Annotated in this window: 20 protein-coding genes; 1 reads left to right on the top strand and 19 read right to left on the bottom strand. The window is 40.8% G+C overall.

Translation table 11 applies throughout. The features are described 5' to 3' along the window. Positions 1 to 77: 77 nt before the first annotated feature. From BIV16_RS04265 to BIV16_RS04195, 15 genes are all read right to left on the bottom strand, one after another. Complete coding sequence (locus tag BIV16_RS04265) at positions 78 to 2231, bottom strand: hypothetical protein (RefSeq protein WP_075679193.1); 2154 nt, start codon at positions 2229 to 2231, stop codon at positions 78 to 80. Beyond that, the gene (locus BIV16_RS04260) at positions 2221 to 4665 is read right to left on the bottom strand and encodes a 6-pyruvoyl-tetrahydropterin synthase-related protein (protein WP_075679194.1); all 2445 of its coding nucleotides are present in this window, start codon (positions 4663 to 4665) and stop codon (positions 2221 to 2223) included. Before BIV16_RS04260 ends, BIV16_RS04265 begins: the two co-directional genes overlap by 11 nt. Positions 4666 to 4677: 12 nt before the next feature. Further along, positions 4678 to 5145: a 6-carboxytetrahydropterin synthase gene (locus BIV16_RS04255; RefSeq protein WP_075679195.1), complete on the bottom strand. Its 468-nt coding sequence runs from the start codon at positions 5143 to 5145 to the stop codon at positions 4678 to 4680. A gap of 29 nt (positions 5146 to 5174) precedes the next feature. After that, positions 5175 to 6236: a hypothetical protein gene (locus BIV16_RS04250; RefSeq protein WP_075679196.1), complete on the bottom strand. Its 1062-nt coding sequence runs from the start codon at positions 6234 to 6236 to the stop codon at positions 5175 to 5177. A gap of 37 nt (positions 6237 to 6273) precedes the next feature. Further along, positions 6274 to 7638, bottom strand: coding sequence for a TIGR03111 family XrtG-associated glycosyltransferase (locus tag BIV16_RS04245; RefSeq protein WP_075679197.1), 1365 nt, complete (start codon positions 7636 to 7638; stop codon positions 6274 to 6276). Continuing rightward, entirely contained in the window at positions 7622 to 8218 is a 597-nt protein-coding gene (xrtG, locus tag BIV16_RS04240) for an exosortase family protein XrtG (RefSeq protein ID WP_075679198.1), read from the bottom strand. The genes BIV16_RS04245 and xrtG overlap by 17 nt, the downstream gene beginning before the upstream one ends. After that, on the bottom strand, positions 8219 to 10129 hold the full coding sequence (locus BIV16_RS04235; protein WP_075679199.1) for a Firmicu-CTERM sorting domain-containing protein: 1911 nt from the start codon (positions 10127 to 10129) through the stop codon (positions 8219 to 8221). Between the two features lie 14 nt (positions 10130 to 10143). Then, complete coding sequence (locus tag BIV16_RS04230) at positions 10144 to 10497, bottom strand: 6-carboxytetrahydropterin synthase (RefSeq protein WP_075679200.1); 354 nt, start codon at positions 10495 to 10497, stop codon at positions 10144 to 10146. Between the two features lie 57 nt (positions 10498 to 10554). Further along, on the bottom strand, positions 10555 to 13251 hold the full coding sequence (gene alaS / locus BIV16_RS04225; RefSeq protein ID WP_442971723.1) for an alanine--tRNA ligase: 2697 nt from the start codon (positions 13249 to 13251) through the stop codon (positions 10555 to 10557). Between the two features lie 69 nt (positions 13252 to 13320). After that, the gene (locus BIV16_RS04220; protein WP_143524689.1) at positions 13321 to 13482 is read right to left on the bottom strand and encodes a vanadium nitrogenase; all 162 of its coding nucleotides are present in this window, start codon (positions 13480 to 13482) and stop codon (positions 13321 to 13323) included. A gap of 111 nt (positions 13483 to 13593) precedes the next feature. Next, positions 13594 to 14352 carry an MBL fold metallo-hydrolase gene (locus BIV16_RS04215; RefSeq protein WP_075679729.1) on the bottom strand — a complete coding sequence of 253 codons (759 nt, stop codon included), beginning with the start codon at positions 14350 to 14352 and terminating at the stop codon, positions 13594 to 13596. A gap of 65 nt (positions 14353 to 14417) precedes the next feature. Beyond that, positions 14418 to 15254 carry a purine-nucleoside phosphorylase gene (locus BIV16_RS04210; RefSeq protein ID WP_075679202.1) on the bottom strand — a complete coding sequence of 279 codons (837 nt, stop codon included), beginning with the start codon at positions 15252 to 15254 and terminating at the stop codon, positions 14418 to 14420. 79 nt (positions 15255 to 15333) lie between these two features. Beyond that, complete coding sequence (gene spoIVA / locus BIV16_RS04205) at positions 15334 to 16821, bottom strand: stage IV sporulation protein A (RefSeq protein ID WP_075679203.1); 1488 nt, start codon at positions 16819 to 16821, stop codon at positions 15334 to 15336. A 112-nt stretch (positions 16822 to 16933) separates the two neighbouring features. Then, positions 16934 to 18466, bottom strand: coding sequence for a 4-alpha-glucanotransferase (malQ, locus tag BIV16_RS04200; protein ID WP_075679204.1), 1533 nt, complete (start codon positions 18464 to 18466; stop codon positions 16934 to 16936). A 24-nt stretch (positions 18467 to 18490) separates the two neighbouring features. Further along, the gene (locus BIV16_RS04195; protein WP_075679205.1) at positions 18491 to 19495 is read right to left on the bottom strand and encodes a LacI family DNA-binding transcriptional regulator; all 1005 of its coding nucleotides are present in this window, start codon (positions 19493 to 19495) and stop codon (positions 18491 to 18493) included. Between the two features lie 315 nt (positions 19496 to 19810). Between BIV16_RS04195 and BIV16_RS04190 the strand changes: the two genes are divergently transcribed. After that, on the top strand, positions 19811 to 21073 hold the full coding sequence (locus BIV16_RS04190) for a chloride channel protein (RefSeq protein WP_075679206.1): 1263 nt from the start codon (positions 19811 to 19813) through the stop codon (positions 21071 to 21073). Positions 21074 to 21205: 132 nt separating this feature from the next. On the opposite strand, the gene BIV16_RS04185 is transcribed toward BIV16_RS04190, so the two are convergent. The 4 genes from BIV16_RS04185 to BIV16_RS04170 all read right to left on the bottom strand — a co-directional run bounded on the left by BIV16_RS04185 (position 21206) and on the right by BIV16_RS04170 (position 24590). Next, positions 21206 to 21655 (bottom strand): DUF1284 domain-containing protein, encoded by a 450-nt coding sequence (locus BIV16_RS04185; RefSeq protein WP_242940305.1) that lies wholly within the window; start codon positions 21653 to 21655, stop codon positions 21206 to 21208. 123 nt (positions 21656 to 21778) lie between these two features. Further along, positions 21779 to 22324, bottom strand: coding sequence for a biotin transporter BioY (locus tag BIV16_RS04180; RefSeq protein WP_075679208.1), 546 nt, complete (start codon positions 22322 to 22324; stop codon positions 21779 to 21781). A 146-nt stretch (positions 22325 to 22470) separates the two neighbouring features. After that, a complete protein-coding gene (locus BIV16_RS04175) occupies positions 22471 to 23481 on the bottom strand; it encodes an asparaginase (protein ID WP_075679209.1) in 1011 nt (336 codons plus the stop codon). Positions 23482 to 23546: 65 nt separating this feature from the next. Beyond that, positions 23547 to 24590 (bottom strand): threonine aldolase family protein, encoded by a 1044-nt coding sequence (locus tag BIV16_RS04170; RefSeq protein ID WP_075679210.1) that lies wholly within the window; start codon positions 24588 to 24590, stop codon positions 23547 to 23549. Between the last annotated feature and the right edge of the window lie 67 nt (positions 24591 to 24657).

Below are 24657 nucleotides of genomic sequence, written 5' to 3'. Positions count from 1 at the left end.
GTATATTATTATAACAGAAAAAATATATACGTCAATAGTTTTTCTTATATTTAGAAAAATTCAGACAATTCACACATTTAATGCACCTTAAGGTTTGCATAGCAATCCTTTAAAATGTCATAGGACTGTTTTAATCTCTCATGATAAATCACCTGGTCCCAGTTATCCCAAGTATAAGATTGCATCTCCACAGACTGATTTTCCGTGCATACACCCGCATAAATCTCATCAATCTGGTATCCGCTTAATTCACCTGTTCCATGGAAATCTGCCTCGATTTCTTTTGTGGAAGGATCTCTAAAGTTTAACATGGACCACGGAATCCGAAGTTCCACTGCATGGTCTCCATAACAAAAGTCCGATAACGAGTCATAATCTGCCGCATCCGGATTGCCATTTCCGTATTGCAGTTTTCCGGTATCATATTTGGAAAATTCCAATACCTGCTTTGTTTCCGGGAAAACCAGCTCTTTGTTTAAGCACAGATAGACCGGGACAAAAGAATCCGCCTGTTTATCCTCATATCCGGTCAAATCCAGGCTCTTATCCAGCTGTTGATAGCTAAACGTATAGCGGTCGTAATAATGCTGCACTTTTACGGAACTGTCTTCTTTTCCATTTAAATCTATCACAAAATCCACAGCACGGGAAAATGCGAATGTGTCATACTTTGTTGAACCGGACTGCGGTGTAATATCGAGCGGAATTAAAATCCTTTGATTTTCCGGATTTAAGTCTTTTCCCTGCACCAGCATGTAAAGGTATCTCGCATCCTGCTTTAGCGAGATGGATAGGGAATCATCGCCGGCTACCACATCACTTTCTTCCCATTCGGATAAGTCTCCATCCACGTTTGCCACGGTTTCCTCTTTTCCAGGATCAAATGCAAGCAAGCCAAAATTTTGCTCGCTGGTCTGCACATCACTCCAATATGCTCTCCGCTCCGAATCTGAGTAATCCATCGTGTTCCAGGTTCTCTTAAACCACTCATCCTGCCAAGTAAAAGCAATTCCACCACAATAACCACTGTCATAGATATCCGTCGCCATGGACGCAAGCATCTCGCCCTGCTGCTTTTCCGACAGATTGCCCTGGTTAAATCCTGTCAGCGGATTCTCATGGGTACAGCCTCTAGAAGATGGAACGCCATACTCTGCCACAAGAACCGGAACTGTGTGCTGTGCAATCAAATCCTCCAGGTATGCCTTATAATTATCCGGTGTTCCGTCCTCTTTCTGGTAAGATGCATATTTCGTATCATACATGATAAACTCTGGATAATATGGATAAACGTGATACGATGCAAAAACACCTGCCTCAAATGCATCTGTCGCTTTTATATGTTCTACATTGATGGTCACCGCATCTTCATGATCTGCCCCCGGTTCATTCGGATGAGAAAGCATATCAGCCGTCGGCCAGTTGCTCCAGCTGATGGGACGCTGCATCTGATATTTTTTCATCTCATAGGAAAGTGTCTGGTCACCGAGTTTACACATAAAAGTTTCAAACGGATTTGCATCCTCCGTGGTACCAAGATAATCTCCCTGGTAACTGCACTCCGCTGCATGCTTTTCATTTGTTCCGCCCACGAACTCTGCATCCGACTCAATCCCTAAAATCCAGCCAATCACATATTCCGAGACATCATACTGGTATTTTCCATAAGCTTTTCCTGCTTTTTGCTTTAGGTCGGCATCGCCATGGATAATATCAACCAAATCATAAGCATCTGACAATGCCTCATCATAGATATCGTAGGCATCCTCCGTCTTCACAATCTGGTCTTCGTCATACCACACTCCCTGAAACAGATACAGTTTATTTTCTGCCGCCTCGTTGTACTCATAAAGTGCTTCGTAAAAACATGGCATCATTACTGTATAGACACGGATGGTATTACAATTCATCTGTGAAATCTCTTGAAACCAGCGAAGGTACTCTTCCTTTGTAATTCCAAGTTCCCCCGGAAAACATCCCGGCTTTCCAGACCCTAAGTTTACGCCGTTTAAATAGGTTTTTTCATAAGTTTTTCCATTATAAACTGCAAAATAGCTGTCCTCTGTTTTAAAATAATATTCTTTCTTTTCCTTAGACTGTTGTGCCTGGCTTGCCTTGGTATCTGCCGGTTCCTGTGGATTTTCACTTTTCCCGTTACAACCCACAAGCAAAAGCGCACAAAAAAGCAGTGCGCCCATCAAAAACACTTTTTTTCTTCTCTCACCTTTCATTTTTTTGTTTCCTTCCCTTTGAGGTCTCAATCAGATAATCATAATACGGAACTGCAAATGCAAATCCTACAAAAATCAAAAATGCTCCTGCGCCTATATAGGCTGGCTTTATGGAGATGTCCGTTGTTCCTTTTTTTACATAAAGTAACTGGTTTTGCTCCGTCACTTCCTTGTCACAGGTAAAAGTATCATGGTAAGCAAGTGTTGTATTCACAGCCGAGTCTGCCTTGATGGAGAGTGAATTTCCCCGGTAAGTAATCTGAACCGGAACAAGTTCCCTCTCTGGCAGCACATCCTGGTCTACCCCAAACAATCCGTCATAGATTTCTTCCACCATCGGATCGCCTGTCAACGCTCCATGGTAACCTAAGTTTAGCCCGATGACGATAATATTATCGTTTCCAGCGGTTCCTATAAAATCAATTTTATCCTGATTCTCATAAAAATAGCCAAGCTCTTTTGTAAGTCCTATCACATAGACCGTCCTCCAGTCCTCATAGCCATCTGCGAACAGGTTACAGTCATACGTTGCAGACTCCGTATAAAGAATGGGATAACCTTTTTCAAAAGAAATATCATTGCATGTCACGCCTAAGAATTCCCGATTCTTTGAAACAATATCAGCCGGTATTCCACTCGCCTCAATTACGACCTTTACACCGTTTTCTCCTAGTTTTGTAATAAGCTGCTCTGCCGCCGCCTTATCATCATAGGTAAATCCATTCAAATAAATACACTGATACTTTGACAGTTGTTCATAGGTATAGTCATTTAGATTCGTAGAGGAGGTCTCTTGCATGTTTGGATATTGCAATGCCATCATACCGGCGCTGCTTCCGATTCCAATCGCCTGGTATTCACTCTTAACTCCAAACGTTCCGTCTGTCTTAATATGGAACATCAGGTATTTATTGTTCTCCTCTTTTTTCACGTATCCGACCTGCTCTGCACAGTTTGTTAATTTTTTAACATCATCGTCTCCATTCCAGAGTTTCTCTTTTTCAACAATAACTGTATCATCCCCAAGTTCCAGACAGCGGTCAAACAGATAGAGATATTTTCCATCTGATAATGCCTGTTCTAACTGTCCCAGGTAATTTGGAATACTTGCCGCTTCATACTCACATCCTTGTGTCACCGAAAGTTCTTTTCCGCTTTTTGAAAGCAGGTATTTTGCAATGGAACGTTCCTTTTGCTCTGCAAAAATTGCAACTCTTTGCTGCGTAAGGCTTCCTGCTTCTTCGATAAACATCGTATCTGCTTCCTTCTGTAACTGACCGTTTATATCCTGTGATAACAGGGTTGGCGCATAGCCGGATACTGCCACCATAAGATCGAAAAACAATCCGATTGCACAGATGAACACCAGTTCTTTTCTAAGTGTCTTCCATAACAAAAATCCCACCAAAACGAAAGCTGTCACCATTGGGAAAAATGCAGCCATGTCCATATTTTTAAAGCCCGGCAGGCTTTTTATCACACCGGATAATGCCGTTGTCGAAAAAATCACAAACAAAATCCCTGCCGCAAAAAAGGAACTTGTTTTCCGTTTACTAAATAAAATTCCAAACAATAATAAGACGAAAACGGACACTCCCAGATACCAAAACTGTGTACCCTCTCTCATTGCCTGCATTGGGTTTAATGAATCCAAAAGTGCCTGATAAAAAGATGCTTTTTCTGCACTCGTTTTTGGAATTGTGCCATATTTTTTTAAATAGGCACATAACCAGATGCCATTCCACAAAAAGGCAAGCAGGAACGCCGGAACAAGTTTTAAGCCATTTCGAAAGGTTCCATTTATGATTCCATCCAATAACAGGTAACAAACAGCTGCCGTTACTACCATTATGGTATAAGAAACGCTGCACATCACAAAAAGAACGGAAAGAATCGAAACCGCCACAACTGCTTTTAAGCTTTTTTCTTCTACAAAACGATAGCACTGCCAGAAGAACAGTGGTAAAAATGCCAGTACAATACTTTCTCCTACATTTCCCTTAGAAAAGAGCATATGAAGGTTTGCCGGCATGAAAAAATATGCCAGTCCAAGCAAGAATCCCATAAAACTTCTGTTTTCTTTTCTTCCGATCCAAAAAATACTGCTTGCAGACAAGAAAAAAACGGTGCCCACAAATAAAGCATACGTTACTACTGCATTCTGGTTTCCAAGGAATGCAAAAAAGGTTAGCAGAATACACGGAAGCGGCTCTGCGAAACGAACGAATTCGGAACCGTTTCCGCTAAAGGAATCATAATATAAAATGCCATTTCCACTTTTTATTCCATCTAACAGATAGTCAGCCTTGTACAAAGACTCCCATATATGTTCCCCCATCGGGAAAACATTTTTTTCATAAAGCAACCATACAAGTCCCGCTGCTAAAATTCCATATATCGCAATACAACCTATGAACTGTAACTTTTTGCGCAATTTTCCTGCTCCTTATGACTCTAAAACACTGTCTAACACTTCATCAATAATTTCATCCATCCGGTCCTGCTTAATCCGTTCCATCTGTTTTAAAAAGTCAGGCTCCTTCTCATAATTGATAATGTAGCTTCGTGTCGGTGTCTCACTGCTTTCTGTCGAAATCAGTTCACCGCCATGCTCTTTTAAAATCTTTCGAATATCCTCACTAAAGCAGTCCGTCACATTTTCTAAGGTAGGAACAATGGTCTGGAACGGGTCCATCTCATTTAAAATCTTTCCCTGGTATGTTTCAAGGTAATCCTCTATCAACCGTTCAAATACATTAAACTGCACAAAATCGCTTTTTTCTTTGATAACAAGGAAGGTAAACTCCCAGGTATGCGGATGAAGCTGTCCCTCTGCTCCATTGATAATAATATAATGGTTCATATTCAGATAAAATTTAAAACGGTATTCACGAAATAACTGTTTTTCAATCATTCTTTTTGCATCCTTTTATCAAACTTTTCTTACAAACTATTTTTCTTTAAAAACTTTTCATATTGGCTCTGATAGGTCTGGTAATCATCCTCTATCGTAAATTCACAAAGATACGTGATTCCTTCCTGCTCTATCTTTTGAAGTTTCGGCTCTAATTCCACATCTTTCATACTAAAAAAAAGTAACAGCAGCCGGTCTGACCCGATTTCAAATTTCAGATATTTTTTTCCTGCACTTTTGTCAACTTTCTTAAAAAACTCTCTGATATCTGCCTTTTTGTCTCTTTGAAACATCGCCAGTGTGAGCGGTGCAACTTTGCGTTTTTCCAATTTTTCAAGGAATTGCGTCAGTACACTCTCATGGAAAATACTGTTTCCGGCATTATAAGAAAACTCCATTGCCAGCTTATCTTCCAAGCCTTCTACTTCTTTGTTCAGCGTAACAACCCTTTGGCTAAGCTTTTCTATCTTCTCGTTTTTCTTGTCAATCAGCTGTGTTCCAGCCATTATTGCAAGAATTAAAATAAGAAGTAACTCAAATAATACGATACAAATCATAATTCTGGTTTGTAACAGCTTATTGTTATCTAAAATAACCTTTTCATAAGTCAAAAGACAGATTTTATACTCATTGCCTAAGTAGGAAAATTTCGTGCCGGATGCGACATATCTCTCCTGATCAATCTCAATCATATCGTGAATAATACGGTCTGTCTCTAAGCTGTCTACAAACGCTTTTCCGCCGGTTGAAAGATAATAACTGTCCGAGGTAAATCCTTTGTATCGATTTGTCTCGGAAACATCTTTCACATACAAAATATCCTGGTCTTTTGTAAGCGTCCAATATCTTTTATCTGAGGCAACCAAAGAATTTAAAATATCATCAATCATCTCATCATCTGTTCTGTCTTTTTGGAGATTAATCTGATCTAATACCAGTTTTACATAAGAATCCTGCTGTTCTGCATATATCTCTAAAATACTCTCGTCATACTGTCTTACTTCGTAGTAACCAAATACTCCAATCAGCACCGCAATCACAAACACAACCACGGTAACTCTCATAAAATACTTTTTATGCTTTGTGTCCATAAAATCTCCATTCCTGTGCCATTTTCACGCTCTCCTGCTACTGCGCGTTTACCCAGTCCTTTATTTTCTGATAAAAACCGGATATTCCTTTTACATCATCCTTTACCGTATCCATAAACGCCTGTTTTTCCTCGGTTAAATTTCTTGTTTTCCATGCACTGTCTGTGTTAATGCTATTGATTACCCCTGCAAAACGGATGAAAAAGACCAGAAAATTAAAAAGCGGCAATAATGCAACCACGTACCACTGTTTTTTATAATAGCTGCGGAGTTCTTTAAACTCAGATAAAAACCCGATTGTCGAGGCAAAGTAAAAATAGCCAATCACAATATACAAAAAGAAAATAAACAACGTCGAATAAATAATCAAAGAAAACGAATAATTCATACAAAGCAGGCAAAGCAACGCCAGATACCAGATCATTCTAGGGAATGCGAACGTATGGTCATACATGAGCGTACGAACCGTTACATTGGTAAATAATTTGTATGGATGAAGCTCCTTCTTTAAAAACTGATGCGACACCTCAAGACTGCCGCGCTGCCAACGTTGTCTTTGTGTATACAATTTGTTCATGTCCTCAATCGGGTCTACAAAGAAAATCGCATTTTCACAGATATGTACCTTTTTCTTCTGGATATAGCGCATCTGGAACGTAATCTGGGTATCCTCGCAAATGGTGTCCGTGTTATAAAGCTGTGATTTTAACACGGCTGATTTTCGAAACGCAGAAAAAGCCCCTGATAACGTATAAATATTGTTCGTTTCAGACGCATAGTTTCTTCCTGCCAAAAACGCCTGTGCATACTCCATAAACTCTAACTTTCGAAGCAGCTTTGCAAAGATTCCGTGATACTGCTCAATCATGGAAGGCTCTGTCAAAATTGCTCCTGTCATACAGTCAACCGACGAATCCGCCTCAAATTTTTTTACCATATTTTTTAGGGCATTCTTTTCAAGTTGTCCATCGCTGTCAATGTGAATGATGTACTTTCCGTCACTGTTAAACAGTGCAAGGTTTAATGCTTTGGATTTTCCCTGCATCGCGTTCATCCATTGCATCATAAGATTTGGATATTTTTCCTGACATTCATGGAAAACCTCAAAACTATTATCCTGCCCCTGATTGTTCACCAGATAAATTTTGATTTTGTCATTCGGATAATCGCTCTCATGAATGGAGCGAATGCACTCTTCTAACGAGTCCTGCGAATTGTAGACCGGGATAATCAGAGTAATCTCCGGGTACATAATCGGGTCTTCGTAAACCTTCTTTTTGATATGCTTTTTGATTAAAACATAAATGCTTCCAAACGCCGGAACAATCTCCATAATCACAGGAATAATAATCCACGCCGCCCAAAAGACAAACGAATTCACAAAATTATTTATGATTTGCATAGCGGAAGCCACCTACCCTTTGCTTGATAATCTGTGGTTTTGTGAAAACATAGAAATACAAGGCAACGGAAAATGCATAAAAAACGATTCGTCCGATAAATGCATGCGCCACATAATATGCTGACACCCCCATAAAATGAATGATGACGCAGATAATTGTAATGCGGATTGCATTTGCAACCACAAGCGCACTGATTCCGGACAGCCCGACAATGACTTTTTCCACCCTTGTATACACATTGTAAAACAAAAGCAGTGAAAGAAATGCCATGATTTCGATGATTCCAGAACACTCAAAGTCTATCATCAAAGAAATGGCTCCCTGTTTTGACTGTACAAAGATAATTCCATATTTAAAATACGCGGTATATAAGTGAAACAGATTTCCTGGAATTCCGGCAATCGCCGCAATAATTCTAGCCGACGGCTGTGTAAGCACCGGACGCAAATATACCATCATAAAAATGAAAAGTCCGGCACTTCCCACTGCGAAGTGCCAGAAATTCAATTTACTTTTCTTTAATACGTGTAATACATATAACCAAATGATTCCAAGAATCAGACCTATGAGATACTTCATTTATGCAATTCCTTTTTGTTTTCTTCTTCGATATGCCAATACACATGCAACGGTGGAGATACATAACACAACACCGACAACCGGACCTGATGAAGTACCTGCAATGGTTACCCATTGGTCACCGATATTCTGGTATTTTGCCTGAATCGTCTTCATATCTGTTACAGACATTTCATAAGGCGTACTGTTGCTTGTTGAAATGTAAGAAGACAGTTTTTCCAAATCAATCTCATATTCTAACTCTGTATCATCACTGCTGCCCATTCGAATATAAGCATGACCTAAAATCTTATTTCCATATCCTTCGTCTTCGAGTTCTGTCAAAGTAGATGCCCCATGCCAGCCTCTCATATCAATCATATAGTACTCTTTTGTCGTTCCGTCATAATCCATCTGCGGATTCCAGTTGATGTTACCGCTATCGTCTACTGTAATAAACTGAAAGTAAATGTTTTGACTGTCAACCTCATTAAAGCGCAGTTCCACCTGATAATATGGATTGTTATTTCTCAGACGATATGTTTTCACATGACCATATAGGGTATGATCACTCAGATATAAGGCACCGTCCGCATCATCTCCATAATCACCATTCGTAGAATATTCAATCAATTGATGGTTATAATCTGCCCAGTCATCAAAATTACCATCAATTGTAATTCCCGAAAATGAGCCGTCGATGTTACCGCCGCCCTGCAGATTCGATACACCGCTTATCATTGGTGTCTTTGCCTGCGCATATCCAAATGAAATCGTAGAGCGGTATTTTTTTAGGTTTGAAGCCGGGATTGCAATCTCATATTGATCGTTTGAATACTTCACCTTAGCATCCTTTACTCCTTCAATCCCATTTTCTCTTAATACAAAACTGGTTCTTCTTCCGGTATCCGTTAAAAGTTCATAGGTACCATGACTTCTTTCACCTGCATGGAATGCCGCACCGTTTCCAGTATCCTTTAAGTAAATATAAATCCAGTCTCCATCAAATACCATTGCTGCATCGATAATGCTGCCATCGTCGACAGACGTCTTTTCTACCGCATTCCAGTCAGAGAAGTTACCATCGATTGTAATTCCGTTATAGACCGGTTTTTCTTCTTCGTATTCCGGGAATGTATTTAGTACGGGAATATCACCTGATGCAATGCTCGTACCGCAATATGTAAGTGTATAATCAGGTTCTGCGAAATAACTTTGTGGCACTGCAAACTCAATCTCATATTTATCCTGCTCCTGGCTCGGTGAAAAACCAGACAGTGTTCCATTGATGTTTCCATACCAGCCATCTTTTAAAACAAGACTGCTGTTTTCAAATGCGAATCCGATTCCATTCAAATTACTGTTAGAAAGTCCTGATGCGTAGGAAATCGCGGCTTTTGTATTCGTGATTGGTAATCCCCACTTGTTTCCGCCATTTTCCTGCACATAAAAATACACATACTCATCATTCTGTGCAACAGACCATTTTGCAACACTGCCATCATTTGAAGTATAAGAAGGAATTCCATCCCACTCTTTTGGATCTCCATCTACCTGAATCGTTCTGCCCCCTGCATATTGTTCCAGGGAAACTCCATCTGCGCTTTGCGTTTCCACACCCGCTTCCTCAGACTCTGTATTTTGTATTTCTTCGTTCTGTCCTTCTGTGGTCTGCTCCCCCCTGCCATTCTCATTTGTATCCTGTGCATCCGGGTTTTCTTCGCTCTGTTCTGGAGTCGCAGAACCATCTTCATTTTCTTGAGATTCTGACTGTGTCTGTACTTCCTGCATAGTATCTGTTTGTTCCTGTGTTTCCGATGTCAGTTCCTTATTGTCTGACACATTGTTTTGATCTGCTGCTAATGCTGTCACATTCGACAACACCAATGAAAAACATAGCAACGACGTTCCTAGTAATTTTTTCAGACTCACTTTTCCTTCCTCCCTTAAACATGATTGGTTTGTATGATGTAGACCCTTAGCGGATTCTCGCCAACTTCTATCTTGGTAAGGTTCCACCCCTCATTTGCAAATGCCTGTGATAATTTCTCATAAAATACTTCTGTGATATTCTCGATACTGGTATCCTCATGAAACTCTTCCATCTCATTGAGATATTGATTCTTATATGGGTTCAGACATTGATTTAGCACCTTTTCCATATCCTGGAATTCAATAAATGTCTGCTGGTCGTATTCCGCCTGCACCGTTATTTCGATGACATGATGATGACTGTTTTCTTTTTGCATGGTACTGCTGTGGCTCATCGGTAGCCGATATTTCAATACATAATATTTCATAAGAATCCTTTTATTGTAAAAAAGCTGTCACACTTTTACTATGTGACAGCCTCTTTTCTATTTTACCTGACTCTCCAAAGCTGTCTTTGCCTCTGCAATTGCATCTGGAATACCAGCAGGATTTTTTCCTCCTGCCTGTGCCATGTTTGGACGGCCGCCGCCGCCACCGCCAACTTTTCCGGCGATTGCCTTAATCAGATTTCCAGCATGAGCTCCGCTCTTCATTGCTTCCTCTGTTGCCATTGCAACTAAGTTCACTTTACCGTCTGACTCGGATGCTAAAACAACAACGCCTTCGCCAAGCTTGCCTTTCAACTGATCTCCTAAATCTCGAAGACCGTTCATATCAACGCCCTGAACACTTGTTGCAAGAAGTTTAACGCCTTTTACATCCACAACCTGATCCATAACATCACCAAGTGCTTCTTTTGCAGCCTTGCTCTTTAAAGACTCTAACTCGCTGTTAAGGCTCTTGATTTCTGTCATCATGTGTTCAATCTTTTCTACCAAAGTTGCCGGAGTTGCTTTTGCAGCTTTTGCAGCCTTCTCAAGCTCATCCTCCATATTTTTATAATATGCAAAAACATTCTCGCCTGTGATTGCCTCAATACGGCGTACACCAGCAGCAACACCACTCTCAGATATAATCTTGAAAGTTGTAATCTCTGCGGTATTCTTTACGTGGGTACCACCACAGAATTCCTTTGAGAAATCTCCCATGGATACGACACGTACTTTTTCGCCATATTTTTCACCAAAGAGTGCCATTGCACCTGTCTTTTTCGCATCTTCCACAGACATTACTTCTGTCACAACCGGAAGAGCATCTGCAATCTTCTCGTTGACAATCTGTTCTACTTTTGCAATTTCCTCTGGTGTCATAGCCTGGAAATGTGAAAAGTCAAAACGTGTTCTGTCTGCATCCTGATAAGAACCTGCCTGTTCTACATGTGTACCAAGTACTTCACGGAGTGCTTTCTGTAACAGGTGGGTTGCAGAATGGTTCTTACATGTCTTTGCACGAAGTGCTGCGTCAACAACAAGCTCCACTTCCTCGCCATTTTGAATCATACCGCTTACCATTTTACCGATATGACCTACTTTTCCACCTAATAATTTGATGGTATCTTCGACCTTGAATTCACCGTTTGCAGTACGAATCACACCTTTATCGCCCTGCTGGCCACCCATGGTAGCATAAAATGGTGTCTTTTCTACGATAATAGTTCCCACTTCACCTTCCGACAATGCTTCTACAAGCTCTGTCTCTGTGGTAAGAACCGATACTTTTGATGTAACACTCAGATTGTCATAGCCAACAAATTCAGATGTGATGGCTGGATCAATCTCATCATATACGGTTGCATCTGCACCAATATAGTTTGTTGTCTTACGATTCTTTCTTGCAGTCTCTCTCTGCACATCCATTGCCTTCTGAAAGCCTTCCTCGTCAATGGTGAAGCCTTTTTCCTCTAAGATTTCCTGTGTCAAATCCATTGGGAATCCATAAGTATCATAAAGCTTAAATGCATCGTCACCGGACAGTACCTTCTGTCCTTTCTCCTGCATTTTCTTCTCCATCTCATCTAAAATTGCAAGACCCTGATCGATTGTCTTTGCAAATTTTTCTTCTTCCTGCGTTAAGACTTTCAAAATGAAATCTTTCTTCTCTTCTAATTCCGGATAGCCGTCTTTACTTTCGTTGATGACAACCATTGCGATCTTGTCTAAGAAATTGCCTTGAATTCCTAACATCTTTCCATGACGTGCTGCACGACGGATGATACGGCGGAGCACATAACCGCGTCCTTCATTGGAAGGCATAATTCCATCGGATACCATGAAAGTTGAAGAACGGATATGGTCTGTAATCAGACGAATGGATACATCATCCATTGCATCTGTCTGATATGTCTTGCCGGAGATTTCACAGACTTTATCACGGATTGCTTTCATTGTATCAATGTCAAAAACAGAATCTACATCCTGCATTACAACTGCAAGTCTCTCTAATCCCATACCGGTATCAATGTTCTTCTGGGCAAGTTCTGTATAACCGCCCTTGCCATCTCCCTCAAACTGGGTAAATACGTTGTTCCAAACTTCCATGAAACGGTCACAGTCACAGCCAACTTTACAGTCAGGGCTGCCACAACCGTATTTTTCTCCACGGTCATAATAAATCTCAGAACATGGTCCACATGGTCCTGCGCCGTGTTCCCAGAAGTTATCGCACTCTCCGGTCTCCGGATCACGGTAAAATCTTGTGATACGTTCCGGTGCAACACCCACTTCTTTGGTCCAGATATCAAAAGCCTCATCATCCTCTCCGTAAATGGAAGGATAAAGTCTGTCTTCTTCCAAGCCTAATACTTTGGTTAAGAATTCCCAACTCCAGGCAATTGCTTCATGTTTAAAATAATCACCAAAAGAAAAGTTACCCAACATTTCGAAGAATGTCAGATGTCTTGCTGTCTTACCAACGTTTTCAATATCGCCGGTACGAATACATTTCTGACAGGTTGTCACTCTTCTTCTTGGTGGAATCTCCTGTCCTGTAAAATATGGTTTTAATGGTGCCATTCCGGCATTGATCAATAATAAACTGTTATCATTATGTGGTACTAATGAAAAACTGTTCATCTTAAGATGTCCCTTGCTCTCAAAAAAGTCAAGGTACATTCTACGCAGTTCGTTTTCTCCGTAAAACTTCTTCACTTTTAAACTTCCTCCAAAAACTGTATTTGGGCACATTTTAATGAGTCGTTTTGTGTTCCAAAACGACTCCGGTACCCTTGTCCACACCAAAGGGTGCGTTTTTATTTATTTTACATCCTGTGAATCAGAATGAATCATTGCATCTGCGGCTTCTTTTCTGTCTTTGTTCTCACGTAATTTCTTACCACAGAACACACCAAGTACTGCAATTGCAACTAAAATCACAAAAATAATAAAATACTGCAAAAACCATCCTAATAATGTCATATACTCTACCAATCCTTTCGTAATTGATACCAAAGCAGACTTTGCCTATTCAAAGTCCTACACCATTTTATTATAGCTCATATAGTCCCTGAATTCAACAACTACCTGCTCTCATTTTTTCTCTAAAATATCAAAAATCTGATTTTCATGTACAATTGGAACAATTCTTTGTGCCATCTGTGCATTCGAAAGCTTTTTACAATACCGTTCTATCCCGGAATAGTCCTGCCACATATGCATTGGAAACACATACTCAGCATCCGTGTGACGCAAAAAATAATCGATTCCCGCATCCTGGTATTTTCCCATGCGCGGATCCATCGGAACAAAAGCAAGATTGATCGGTTTATTCGCAAGCTTGCGAATCTGTGCCTTGTAATTCGATTCCATCATGCCATTGACAAGGTCTCCTGCACCTTCCCACTTCCAGTCGTTCAAATCCCCTGCATGGAAAAAGGCAGCGCCGTTCGTCTCCACATAAAAAGCAACACCCGCATCCGTGGAGCGATACGTCTCGATGTTTAAATCCTCTACCTTGTATTTTGCATTTGGTCCGACATAACAAATCTTTTTTGTGACGTCCGGGTTGATTCCATGTCTTTTCAAAAAATTCGGACTGCTTTTGGTATCCTTTGAAAAAATAAAATGGATATTCGAATACTTTTCTGCCAATCTAAGGTTGTCCAAGTCAAAATGATCCTGATGCTTGTGGCTGGCAAACAGGTAGATTGGCGTATCGCTTTCATATTCCGGCAATACGCCTGTAAAATGATAATTCTTTACTCTGTCTCCCTGGAAATAATCGAAAATAAGAACCTTATCGTCAACCTCAATCAAGAAACTGCTATGATGTAAAAATTCGACTTTCATCTTCTCCTCGTTTCTCTTTCTGTCTGAAACAATTGTGAAATTTTTCACACTGTTTATCTTTTTATTTAAGCAAGACTTTTGCTGATGTTCTTGATGGCCTCTGTCACAAGCTGTTTAAACATCGGAGCAACACGGTCTGCGGTCTCCTGAATCTCTGTATGTGTCAGAGGAACCGGTGAGATTCCGGATGCCATATTGGAAATACAGGAAATTCCTACAATCTTCATTCCCATATGGTTTGCAGCAACTGCCTCACATGCCGTACTCATGCCGGCTGCATCCGCTCCAATCATGCGTGCCATTGTAATCTCCTCCGGGGATTCGTATGCCGGACCGGAAAACTGAACGTAAACGCCCTCTTTTAATGGAATGTTAAGGTTTAACGCTGTTTTCTTTACAATGGTCTGCAAATCCTCATCGTAAATATGACTCATATCCGGGAATCTGGTTCCTAATTCATCGATGTTTGCTCCGCGAAGCGGGGATGGAACAAAGCTGGAAATCTGACCGGTAATCAGCATGAAATCTCCCGCCTGGAATCCCTGTTTGATACCGCCTGCAGCATTTGTCAAAAACAATACTTTAGCGCCCATCATCTTCATCAATCTGGTTGGAAGCACAACGTCGGACATCTCATATCCTTCATAATAATGCACACGTCCCTGCATACAGACAACCGGAACATCCCCAACATATCCAAAAATAAATCTTCCTTTGTGGCCTGGAACGGTAGATACCGGAAATCCCTCGATATCGTGATAATCTAACGTATCCACTACTTTTATATCATCTGCGTAATCGCCAAGTCCTGAGCCAAGAATCAATGCCACCTCTGGCTTAAAATCAATTTTCTTTTGATAACTTTCAAAACATTTTAATAATTTTTCGTATACTGGATTCATTTTTCTCCTCCTCTGTCTCTTTTTCATTCGATTTTACCTGTTATTAGTATAACAAATTTCCCTGCTTTTTTCCACATATTTAAATGATAATGCAGACAAGTCCTCCGTTGCTGTCATTGACGATTTTTTGCATGGTATCCTGCAGCTTCATCTGGCATTCATCATCCATTAACATAATCTTATTGCGGATGCCGTCTTCCATCAGTTCTCCTAATGATTTTCCAAAAATACTCGTCTCCCAGACACCCTCATCGCTCTGCGCCCCTTGCTTGATATAAGCAATCAAATCGTTTGCCTGCTCTTCATTTCCGACAATCGGCGCAATCTCTGTCTCAATATTCGCCTTAATCATATGTACCGAAGGGGATGTCGCTTTCATCTTTACCCCAAATTTGTTTCCATGGCGAATCAATACCGGCTCCTCTAGGGAAATGTCCGATAACTGTGGGCGAATCACGCCATACCCTTTCATCTGAACCGCCTCGTAGGCGTCCGCAATTTTTTCATAGGATTCTTTCCGTTCTGCCATCTCTTTTACCATTGCTATCAACTGGTATTCTCCCTGAATTGGCACACCGGTAAGTTCGCTCATATTCTCGTAATAATATTTTTCAAAAAGATCCATCCGGATTTTTACACAGCCATTGGAAAGGTCAAGTTCTTCTAAGATAATATTGCTGATATATTCCTCTGGATTTTCGTATTTTTTCGCAACATCTCTTGCTTTTCGCATGGAAGATAAAATTTCTTTTGCCTTCGCTATCATGGCCTGTTTCATGCGGTGATCCTGTGGCAGCATCTCCGTCCATTTTGGGATTTTAAATTCTACCCGGCTGATTGGGAATTCGTATAACATGCTTTCTAAAATCCGGTTGACATCCTCTTTTCGAAGCTGTTCACAGTTTACCGGAATGACAGGCGTTACATATTCTTCCTGCAGCGATTGTGCCAGTTTTATCGTCTCATCACTGTAAGGCTTCTTGGAATTCAATACAACTACAAATGGTTTTCCAATCTGGCTAAGCTGTGACACTGCTTTAAGTTCCGGCTCCACATAGGCTTCCCTCTCAATTTCACCAATCGTTCCGTCCGTTGTGATGACAATGCCAATCGTCGCATGGTCCTTAATCACTTTTTCGGTTCCAATCTGCGCTGCCTCCACAAATGGAATTTCCTCCTCTGACCAAGGCGTTTTTACCATACGGTTTCCATTTCCCTCCATATGACCGGATGCACCATTTACCATAAAACCAACACTGTCCACGAGGCGAACCTTTATCGTATTTTCATCGTTTAAGCGAATCTGTGCCGCCTCCTGTGGTATAAACTTTGGCTCTGTTGTCATAATCGTCTTGCCCGCCGCAGACTGTGGCAGTTCATCCATGGTTCGCTCCTTCATCGCCTCATCTTCCATAAAAGGGAGCACCATCAAATCCATAAACCTTTTGATAAACGTCGATTTTCCGGTTCGGACCGGACCTACCACCCCGATATAGAGTTCTCCGTTGGTTCTCTCTTTCATATCCTGATAGAGATTGAATTCTCTGTTTTCACTTATTTTTTCCATAAAAATACCTCATTCTCTGATGGATCAAACTTTATGTATCAGCTGTCATCCTGATTCCTGTTTGTTCTATCTATATGAGAATGAGGTACTCATTATGTATGCTTAATTCAATTTATTTGGTTTCTGCCTCTTTTGTGGCAGCTTCTTTTGCTTTTTCGTCTTTCAAATGGTAAGAACGGCCATACATCTGCATATATTTGTCGAGACGTTTTGCAAGGGCATTGGTAATCTGGTCGGATGTTGCACGCCATTTCCAGTTATTTCCTAAGGTAGAAGGTGTGTTCATACGCGCCTCAGAGCCAGCTCCAATTAAATCCTGCATTGGAACGATGGCAAGTTCGCTGACACTTGACCATGCGCCACGCATCATACCCCAGTTGTAGCCTTCTTCTTTGGTCAGATTTAAGTACTCTTTTGCAAATTTGACACTTGCCTTTGGAGCTGTCTTAAACCATCCCATAATGGTGTCGTTATCATGTGTTCCTGTGTATACAACACTGTGCTCACAGTAGTTATGTGGCAGATAATTGCTGTCATCTCTGCTGTCAAACGCAAACTGTACCACACGCATACCTGGGAATCCGGAATCTTCTACTAATTTGATAACGGATGGTGTCAAGAATCCCAAGTCTTCTACGATAATGGATAATTTTCCAAGTTTTTTCTCTAAGGTGTTGAACAAATCCATTCCAGGACCTTTTCTCCACTCACCATTTTTTGCGGTATCATCTTTTGCTGGAATTGCATAGTAAGAATCAAATCCACGGAAATGGTCGATACGGACGATATCGTAAAGTTTTGACATTGCGCCGATACGCTTTGTCCACCAGGTATAGCCATCTTTTTTCATGACATCCCAGCGGAATAATGGGTTGCCCCAAAGCTGACCGTCCTCAGAAAATGCATCTGGAGGGCATCCTGCAACATCGATTGGATTTAACTCTTCATCTAAATAGAACTGTTTTGGATTTGCCCATACATCTGCGCTGTCTCCGGCAACGTAAATTGGAACATCACCGATGATTTCGATTCCGCGCTCATTTGCATACTCTTTTAAATCCCACCACTGTTTGAAGAAGAAATACTGAAGCATGCGATAGAAATTAATATCCTCTGCATATTCTTTTCTTGCTTCTTCGATTGCTTTTGCATCGCGAAGTTTTAACTTCTCATCCCACTCAAACCATGCAACACCATCGTTTGCATCCTTGAGTGCCATAAACAATGCGTAATCTTCTAACCAGTCCGCTTCTTTTTTACAAAACTCTGCAAAATCTGCCGGTTCATTTTTCAAAAATCTTGCATATGCTTTCTTTAATAATGCATATCTGGATTCATACATGGTACCATAATCTACATAACGGACACTTCCGCCCCAGTCGAAGGACTCACATTCTTTCTTGGTAAGCAATTTGTCCTTGCAAAGATACTCTAAGTCAATAAAATATGGATTTCCTGCGAAACTGGAAAATGACTGGTATGGAGAATCTCCATAACTTGTCGGACAGATTGGGAGAATCTGCCAGTATTTCTGACCTCCCTTTTCCAAAAAGTCAACAAATTTTCTTGCTTCTTTTCCCATCGTACCAATTCCATAAGGAGATGGCAAAGATGAAATGTGCATTAAAACACCACTACTTCTCATAACGAAGTTCCTCCTACTCTTATTCTATATGTTTCGTATACTTTCACCACTTACAAATTCAAATGGAACCATCTCATGTACCGGACTCCGTTTTAATTCTAACTGTCCGAACAAAAGTTCCACGCTTCTCATCGCAAGTGTCTGGTATTGCTGCTTGATTGTTGCTAACTTCGGATTGTAATATTCCGCTAATGCTGTTCCATCAAACCCAATAACTGATAGATCACCCGGGACTTTATAGTTCAAGTCAATCAATGCCCGTATTGCTCCTATCGCCATCACATCTGACATTGCAAAAATTGCCGTCAGATCCGGTGACTGCTTCATCAACCGCTTTGTCGCACGGTATGCATCCTCAAACGAAAATCTTGCCTTAGAATAATATGCTTCCTCAAACGTATGATGGTGTTCCAAAAAGCTTTGTCTGCACCCCTGATAACGAAGCTGTGACGTATAGGAATTATGAATGTCACCACCGATAATTCCAACCTTCTCATGTCCAGCCTCCATCAATGCATCCACTGCGCATTTTGCCGCTGCGACATCGTCGATTCCAACGCTTGATAAATTCGGAAATTGTAAAAAAGGGACACAGGTCGTCACCAGAACGCATGGAATATCAATCTTTGCAAATCCTTCTTTGAAAAAATCCGGATTTCCACCTAAAAACAGAATTCCCATCGGTTTTCGTTCTTTTAAAATCTGCACCGCCTGTTCCACTTCGTTCGCCTCTTCATCCAGATAAGAAACCACAACTGAATAGCTGCTCTTCTCCATAATTCTTTGAATCTCTTCTAAAATATTGGCAAACAGCGTGTTTGACGTTCCCTTTGTCAAAACAGCAATCGTCTGCGTCGCATTTTGTTTCAAATGCTTGGCATTGTTGTTTGGCACAAAGTGATATTTTTCTACAATCTCTTCGATTTTTTGTTTTGCATCCGGACTGACATCACTCCGGTGATTCAGCACACGGGAAACTGTACTTACGGAATAACCCGATTCCCTGGCTATGTCTTTTATCGTAACCATATTTTTCTTTCCTGTCTACTATTTTTTCGTTTTTTTTCGTAAATTTTTCAAAATGTTCTCTGAAAATGGTAAAAACGTTTTCGGTAACGTTACCAGACATGATTTTATCTTACTCTCCTTTTTTCATTTTCGCAAGATTCTGCTTGTATTTTTGGACTTTCTCACAATTTTATCTTTTGGTTTTTATGCAAATTACCGAGAACTCCTGCCAAAGCATCCCTTGTAAAAGTAGAAACAAGATGTTACTATTTTTGTAGATACTGTATACAAGGCATCACTTCGATAACTTTTATTAGAAAGAAAGGTACTTTTCTCATGTTAAACGAGACACAAAAGCATAAACTAAAACATAACTGGCATCGATTACAAACCTCTGTCAAATGGGTTGTTTTTTCCATCTTATCCGGACTTATCGTGGGTGCGGTTGGAACATCTTTTTATTTTTCGATGTCCTTTGTCACGCTGCTTCGCCAGAAAAATCCGTGGCTCATCTTTTTGCTTCCAATCGGAGGTATCATGATTGTCGCCTTTTACCGGCTGCTTCATGATGAAAAAGATACCGGAACCAACCTGGTTCTCTCCGCGATTCACTCGGACGAAAATCTGCCGCTTCGCATGGCACCTTTGATTTATATCTCAACCTTAATCACGCACCTGTTCGGTGGTTCTGCCGGACGTGAGGGAGCCGCTCTCCAGCTTGGTGGAAGTATTGGAAATGCCCTTGGAAAGCTGTTCCGCTTTGATGAAAAAGACAAACACATCATGATTATGTGCGGCATGAGTGCAGCGTTTTCCGCGCTGTTTGGCACACCGATGGCAGCCGCCATCTTTTCCATGGAAGTGGTAAGCGTCGGCATTATGTATTATGCTGCTTTGGTTCCATGTGTCATCTCCGCTTTGATTGCACACGGAATTGCCTCCTCATTTGGCATCTCCCCGGAACTTTTTTTGATTGACGTCATTCCTGCATTCAATCCGGTAAATGCCATAAAAATTTCTTTTTTGGCGATTTTATGTGCCGTAATCAGCATTCTTTTTTGCATGATGCTCCATCAGTCTGAACATTTTTACAAACGGTTTTTCCCGAATCCATATCTTCGCGTTATTGTCGGTGGATGCCTTATCATTATTTTGACACTGCTTGTTGGCAACCAAAGCTACAACGGTACCGGAATCAACATTATCGCGCAGTGCATTGACGGAAGTGTCCGGCCGGAAGCTTTTTTCCTAAAAATGCTGTTTACTGCCCTTACCCTTGGTGCCGGATATAAAGGTGGCGAAATTGTCCCATCTTTCTTTATTGGCGCTGCTTTTGGCTGTCTTTTTGGAAATCTGCTTGGTTTCTCACCGACACTTTGTACCGCTGTCGGTATGACTGCCGTTTTCTGTGGCGTCACAAACTGTCCGATCACCTCATTGCTTATCAGCTTTGAATTATTCGGCTATGACGGAATGCCTTATTTTCTTTTAGCAATCTCCTTTAGCTATATGCTGTCGGGATATTATGGACTTTACAGCAGCCAGAAAATTATTTATTCGAAATATAAAACAAACTACATTAACCGCAAGACTCATTAAAGGCGTTTTGGTATTTAATTACAGTTGTAGTTTTATATAGGGCAACAAAAAATCCAACCTTGCATTTATTTCTTCTTAAATCGAAATAAAAACAAAGTTGGATTTTTTAATATCTGCCTTTTCGAATCACAATCATAAAATCGCTTCTTTGACTCCAAGAAGGCTCCTTTCAAGCCCTTCCTGCAATTTTTCATAAGTACAGATTCCCGTCTGATACCACTTGCAATTGTGGCAGGTCTTTTCAAACTCCTGCTCTGTGACATAACATTGTGCACTTTCAAGCAATTCCCGATAGGTATAACATTTTCCACTCTCTAGCTGTAACACTTCACGCAGTGCCTCATCCTTTGCCACCACATGGTCCTGATCCTGCCTGCATCTTCCCTCCTGCGTCAGATTCGGACAATTTTTACAAATCATATCCGGATGTGACACAAGATAAACCGGCTGGCTCGGACAGGCACGTAGCTTTTCTACGATTCTTGTCATGTTTTCGCAAAAGGCGCCACTATACCCTTTTCCTTCATATAAAGGGGTACACAAAATGTGATGCACCCGAAATTCATTCATCCTGATACCCATACCTTTCCAACACATTCAAAATCAAAGCAAAAAGAATCCTGCTTGCGGGATTCTCCGCCTGCGGCGGATCGCATTTGCGACATTGTTCAACTCCGCCGCAGTGCGATCCTTGCGAAGCATTTTTTATGCTTTTGCTTCCATTAATTTTGATGCATATAATGCTTTACGAATTGCGATTGCAACAAAATAAGCTGCGACAACCGAAGTCACATCTTTTAACAGATATGGAACTGATACCACCAAAAATGAATTTACAAATGTACTTGCTGCAACAACGGAGAACCAGATAACACCGAACAAATGGCATACCACCAATCCTAACAGACCAAATACCACCTGGAGCACCTTATTTTTCATGCTAAGACCTAATCCGCATAACAGTGTCATAAAAATAAATCCAAATATAAAACCGCCTGTGTAGCCAAACAAGGCACCGACTCCGCCTGACATGCCAGCGTAAACCGGAACACCGATTGCACCGATTACAACATATAATACGGTGGAAAGCGTACCTTTTTTTGCACCTAATACATAGCCGCATAATGCCATTGCAAAAGTCTGCAATGTTACCGGAACACCACTTGGCATCGGAATTGTCAGAATTGACAATACTGCTAACACTGCTGTAAACATCCCTACTGTCACAATTGTCTTTGTTGAAACTTTCATGATAAAACCCATCCTTTTTCTGTCGTAAAATATAGGAGACAGGCAATCCTGCCCTTATGGATATGCTGCGCACTCATAACCACACGTCTCACAAGTTTTATCATAAGCAACTCGCTCTCAATTGTCAACCTTTTATTTTATCACAGTTAACATTTGCGGTTTTTTCCAAAAATAACGTCATAATTGACACTTTTGTAAAAGACATCTTCGATGTTTTCTTTGGTAACATCTGTATTTCCAAGAAGCCACATTGTTTTTGCAATGACAGACTCTAATGTCATATCGTAGGATTCTAAGAAACGGCAGTATTTTTTCATATCATGCCCCACCTCATAAACTGTCATATCGCTGCCTTCGTGCGCAACCTGTGTCGCCATAATAACAAGCTTTTCCGGATGCTCCTGACATAGCTTATAAAAATCTTTTGCAAGTGACTGCGGGATTCCGCCAACGCCAAAACTTTCTACAATGATGCAGTCATAGTGTTCAAAAATTGCCTCTAAGACAAGCGGTTTAATTCCAGGAATCAACTTCATCAGGAAAATATTTTCGTCCATATTCTCATAAAACTCAACCGGCTTTTCAAACGGAAGCATCGGAATATAACGCATAATGTTTAAATCCTGAATCACTGCCAGACATGGAAAATCGATGGAAGAAAATGCATTGTAGCTTTTTGAACGCACTTTTTTGGCTCTTGTTCCTGCAATGACCTTTCCATCAAATACAATGGATACGCCCTGTGACTTTTCATCGGATGCGTACAAAAAACTGTCCAACAGATTCGATTTTGCATCCGTGATTTCCAAATCAATCGGCTTTTGTGCTCCGGTAATGACAATCGGCTTTGTGGAATTTTGAATCATATAAGAAAGTGCTGCCGCAGTGTATGCCATCGTATCGGTTCCGTGTGCAATGACAAATCCATCGTATTTGTCATAATTTTCACGAATACAATGCACCATCATTTTCCAATGAGACGGCTCCATGTTGGAGCTGTCAAGATTCAGTAACTGGATTGCATTTACTTCGCAGATATTTTTTACCTGCGGAATATATTCTAGCAGCTCTTCCGGCGTAATCTGTGGTTTTAAACCATTGTCCGATTTTTTAGATGCAATCGTCCCACCCGTTGCAATCAACAATACTTTTTTCATATCAGTCCTCTTTCTTCTTTTTCAAACTTTTTCACGTATGTATTTTTTTGACAAATCCATCCTTCTTATGCCTTTAACAGTTTACGGACATCTGCAAGTAGTTCATCCACATTTTCTTCTTTCGTTGCCCAGGATGTACAAATTCGAACCGCACTGTGTTTTTCATCCATGCGATTCCAATAAGAAAAACTGTATTTCTTTTTCAATTCTTCCAAAACAGTATCCGGCAAAATCGGGAACTGCTGATTGGTCGGCGAATCAATGTAAAATGTTACGCCCATATTTGTTAAATCTTCTTTTAATTTTTCTACCATGCGTGCTGCATGTGCGGAAATCTCGAAGTATCGATTTTCCTCAAACAGCATTTCAAACTGAATTCCAAGAAGACGTCCTTTTGCCAGCATGCCTCCTCGCTGTTTGATATTATAACGGAAATCCTGTTTCAACTCGTCATTGGTGATGACGACAGCCTCTCCAAATAACGCTCCCACCTTTGTTCCACCGATGTAGAATACATCTGTATATTTTGCGATATCCGATAATGTCATGTCGTTTTCTTTGCACATCAAAGCATAACCTAATCTGGCTCCATCTAAGAAAAGATACAGATTTCTTTTTCTGCAGACATCGTAAAGTGCTTTTAATTCTTCCTTGGAATAAATGGTACCAATTTCTGTCGGATTTGAAATGTACACAAGTTTTGGCTGTACCATATGTTCAAAACTCTCATCTGCAAAATGTGCTTCTACATAATCTTCTACCTGCTTTGCGGTCAGTTTTCCATCTGGAGTATCCAGGTTCAGGCACTTATGACCACACGCTTCTAGAGCACCTGTCTCATGCACATTGATGTGTCCGGTTGTCGCTGTAATTGCTCCCTGATAGTGCTTTAATGCAGCGGAAATGACCGTTACATTCGTCTGTGTTCCGCCCACCAGAAAATGCACATCTGCCTCTGGGGCACCCGCCGCCTGCTTAATCAATGCAGCTGCCCTCTTGCAGTATTCATCTTCTCCATATCCTGGTGTCTGAACCATATTTGTCTCTTCTAATCTTTTCAAAATAGAAGGATGACATCCTTCTGTATAATCACTGTCAAAACGTATCATGGCCGTCTCTCCTCTTTTTCTATTTCTTTTTCTATTCTACACCCTCCCACTTTTTCTGTGCAAGGCT

This window comes from Roseburia sp. 831b, assembly GCF_001940165.2.
Taxonomy (GTDB): Bacteria; Bacillota; Clostridia; order Lachnospirales; family Lachnospiraceae; genus Roseburia.
This window is presented reverse-complemented; position numbering and strand designations above follow the sequence as displayed.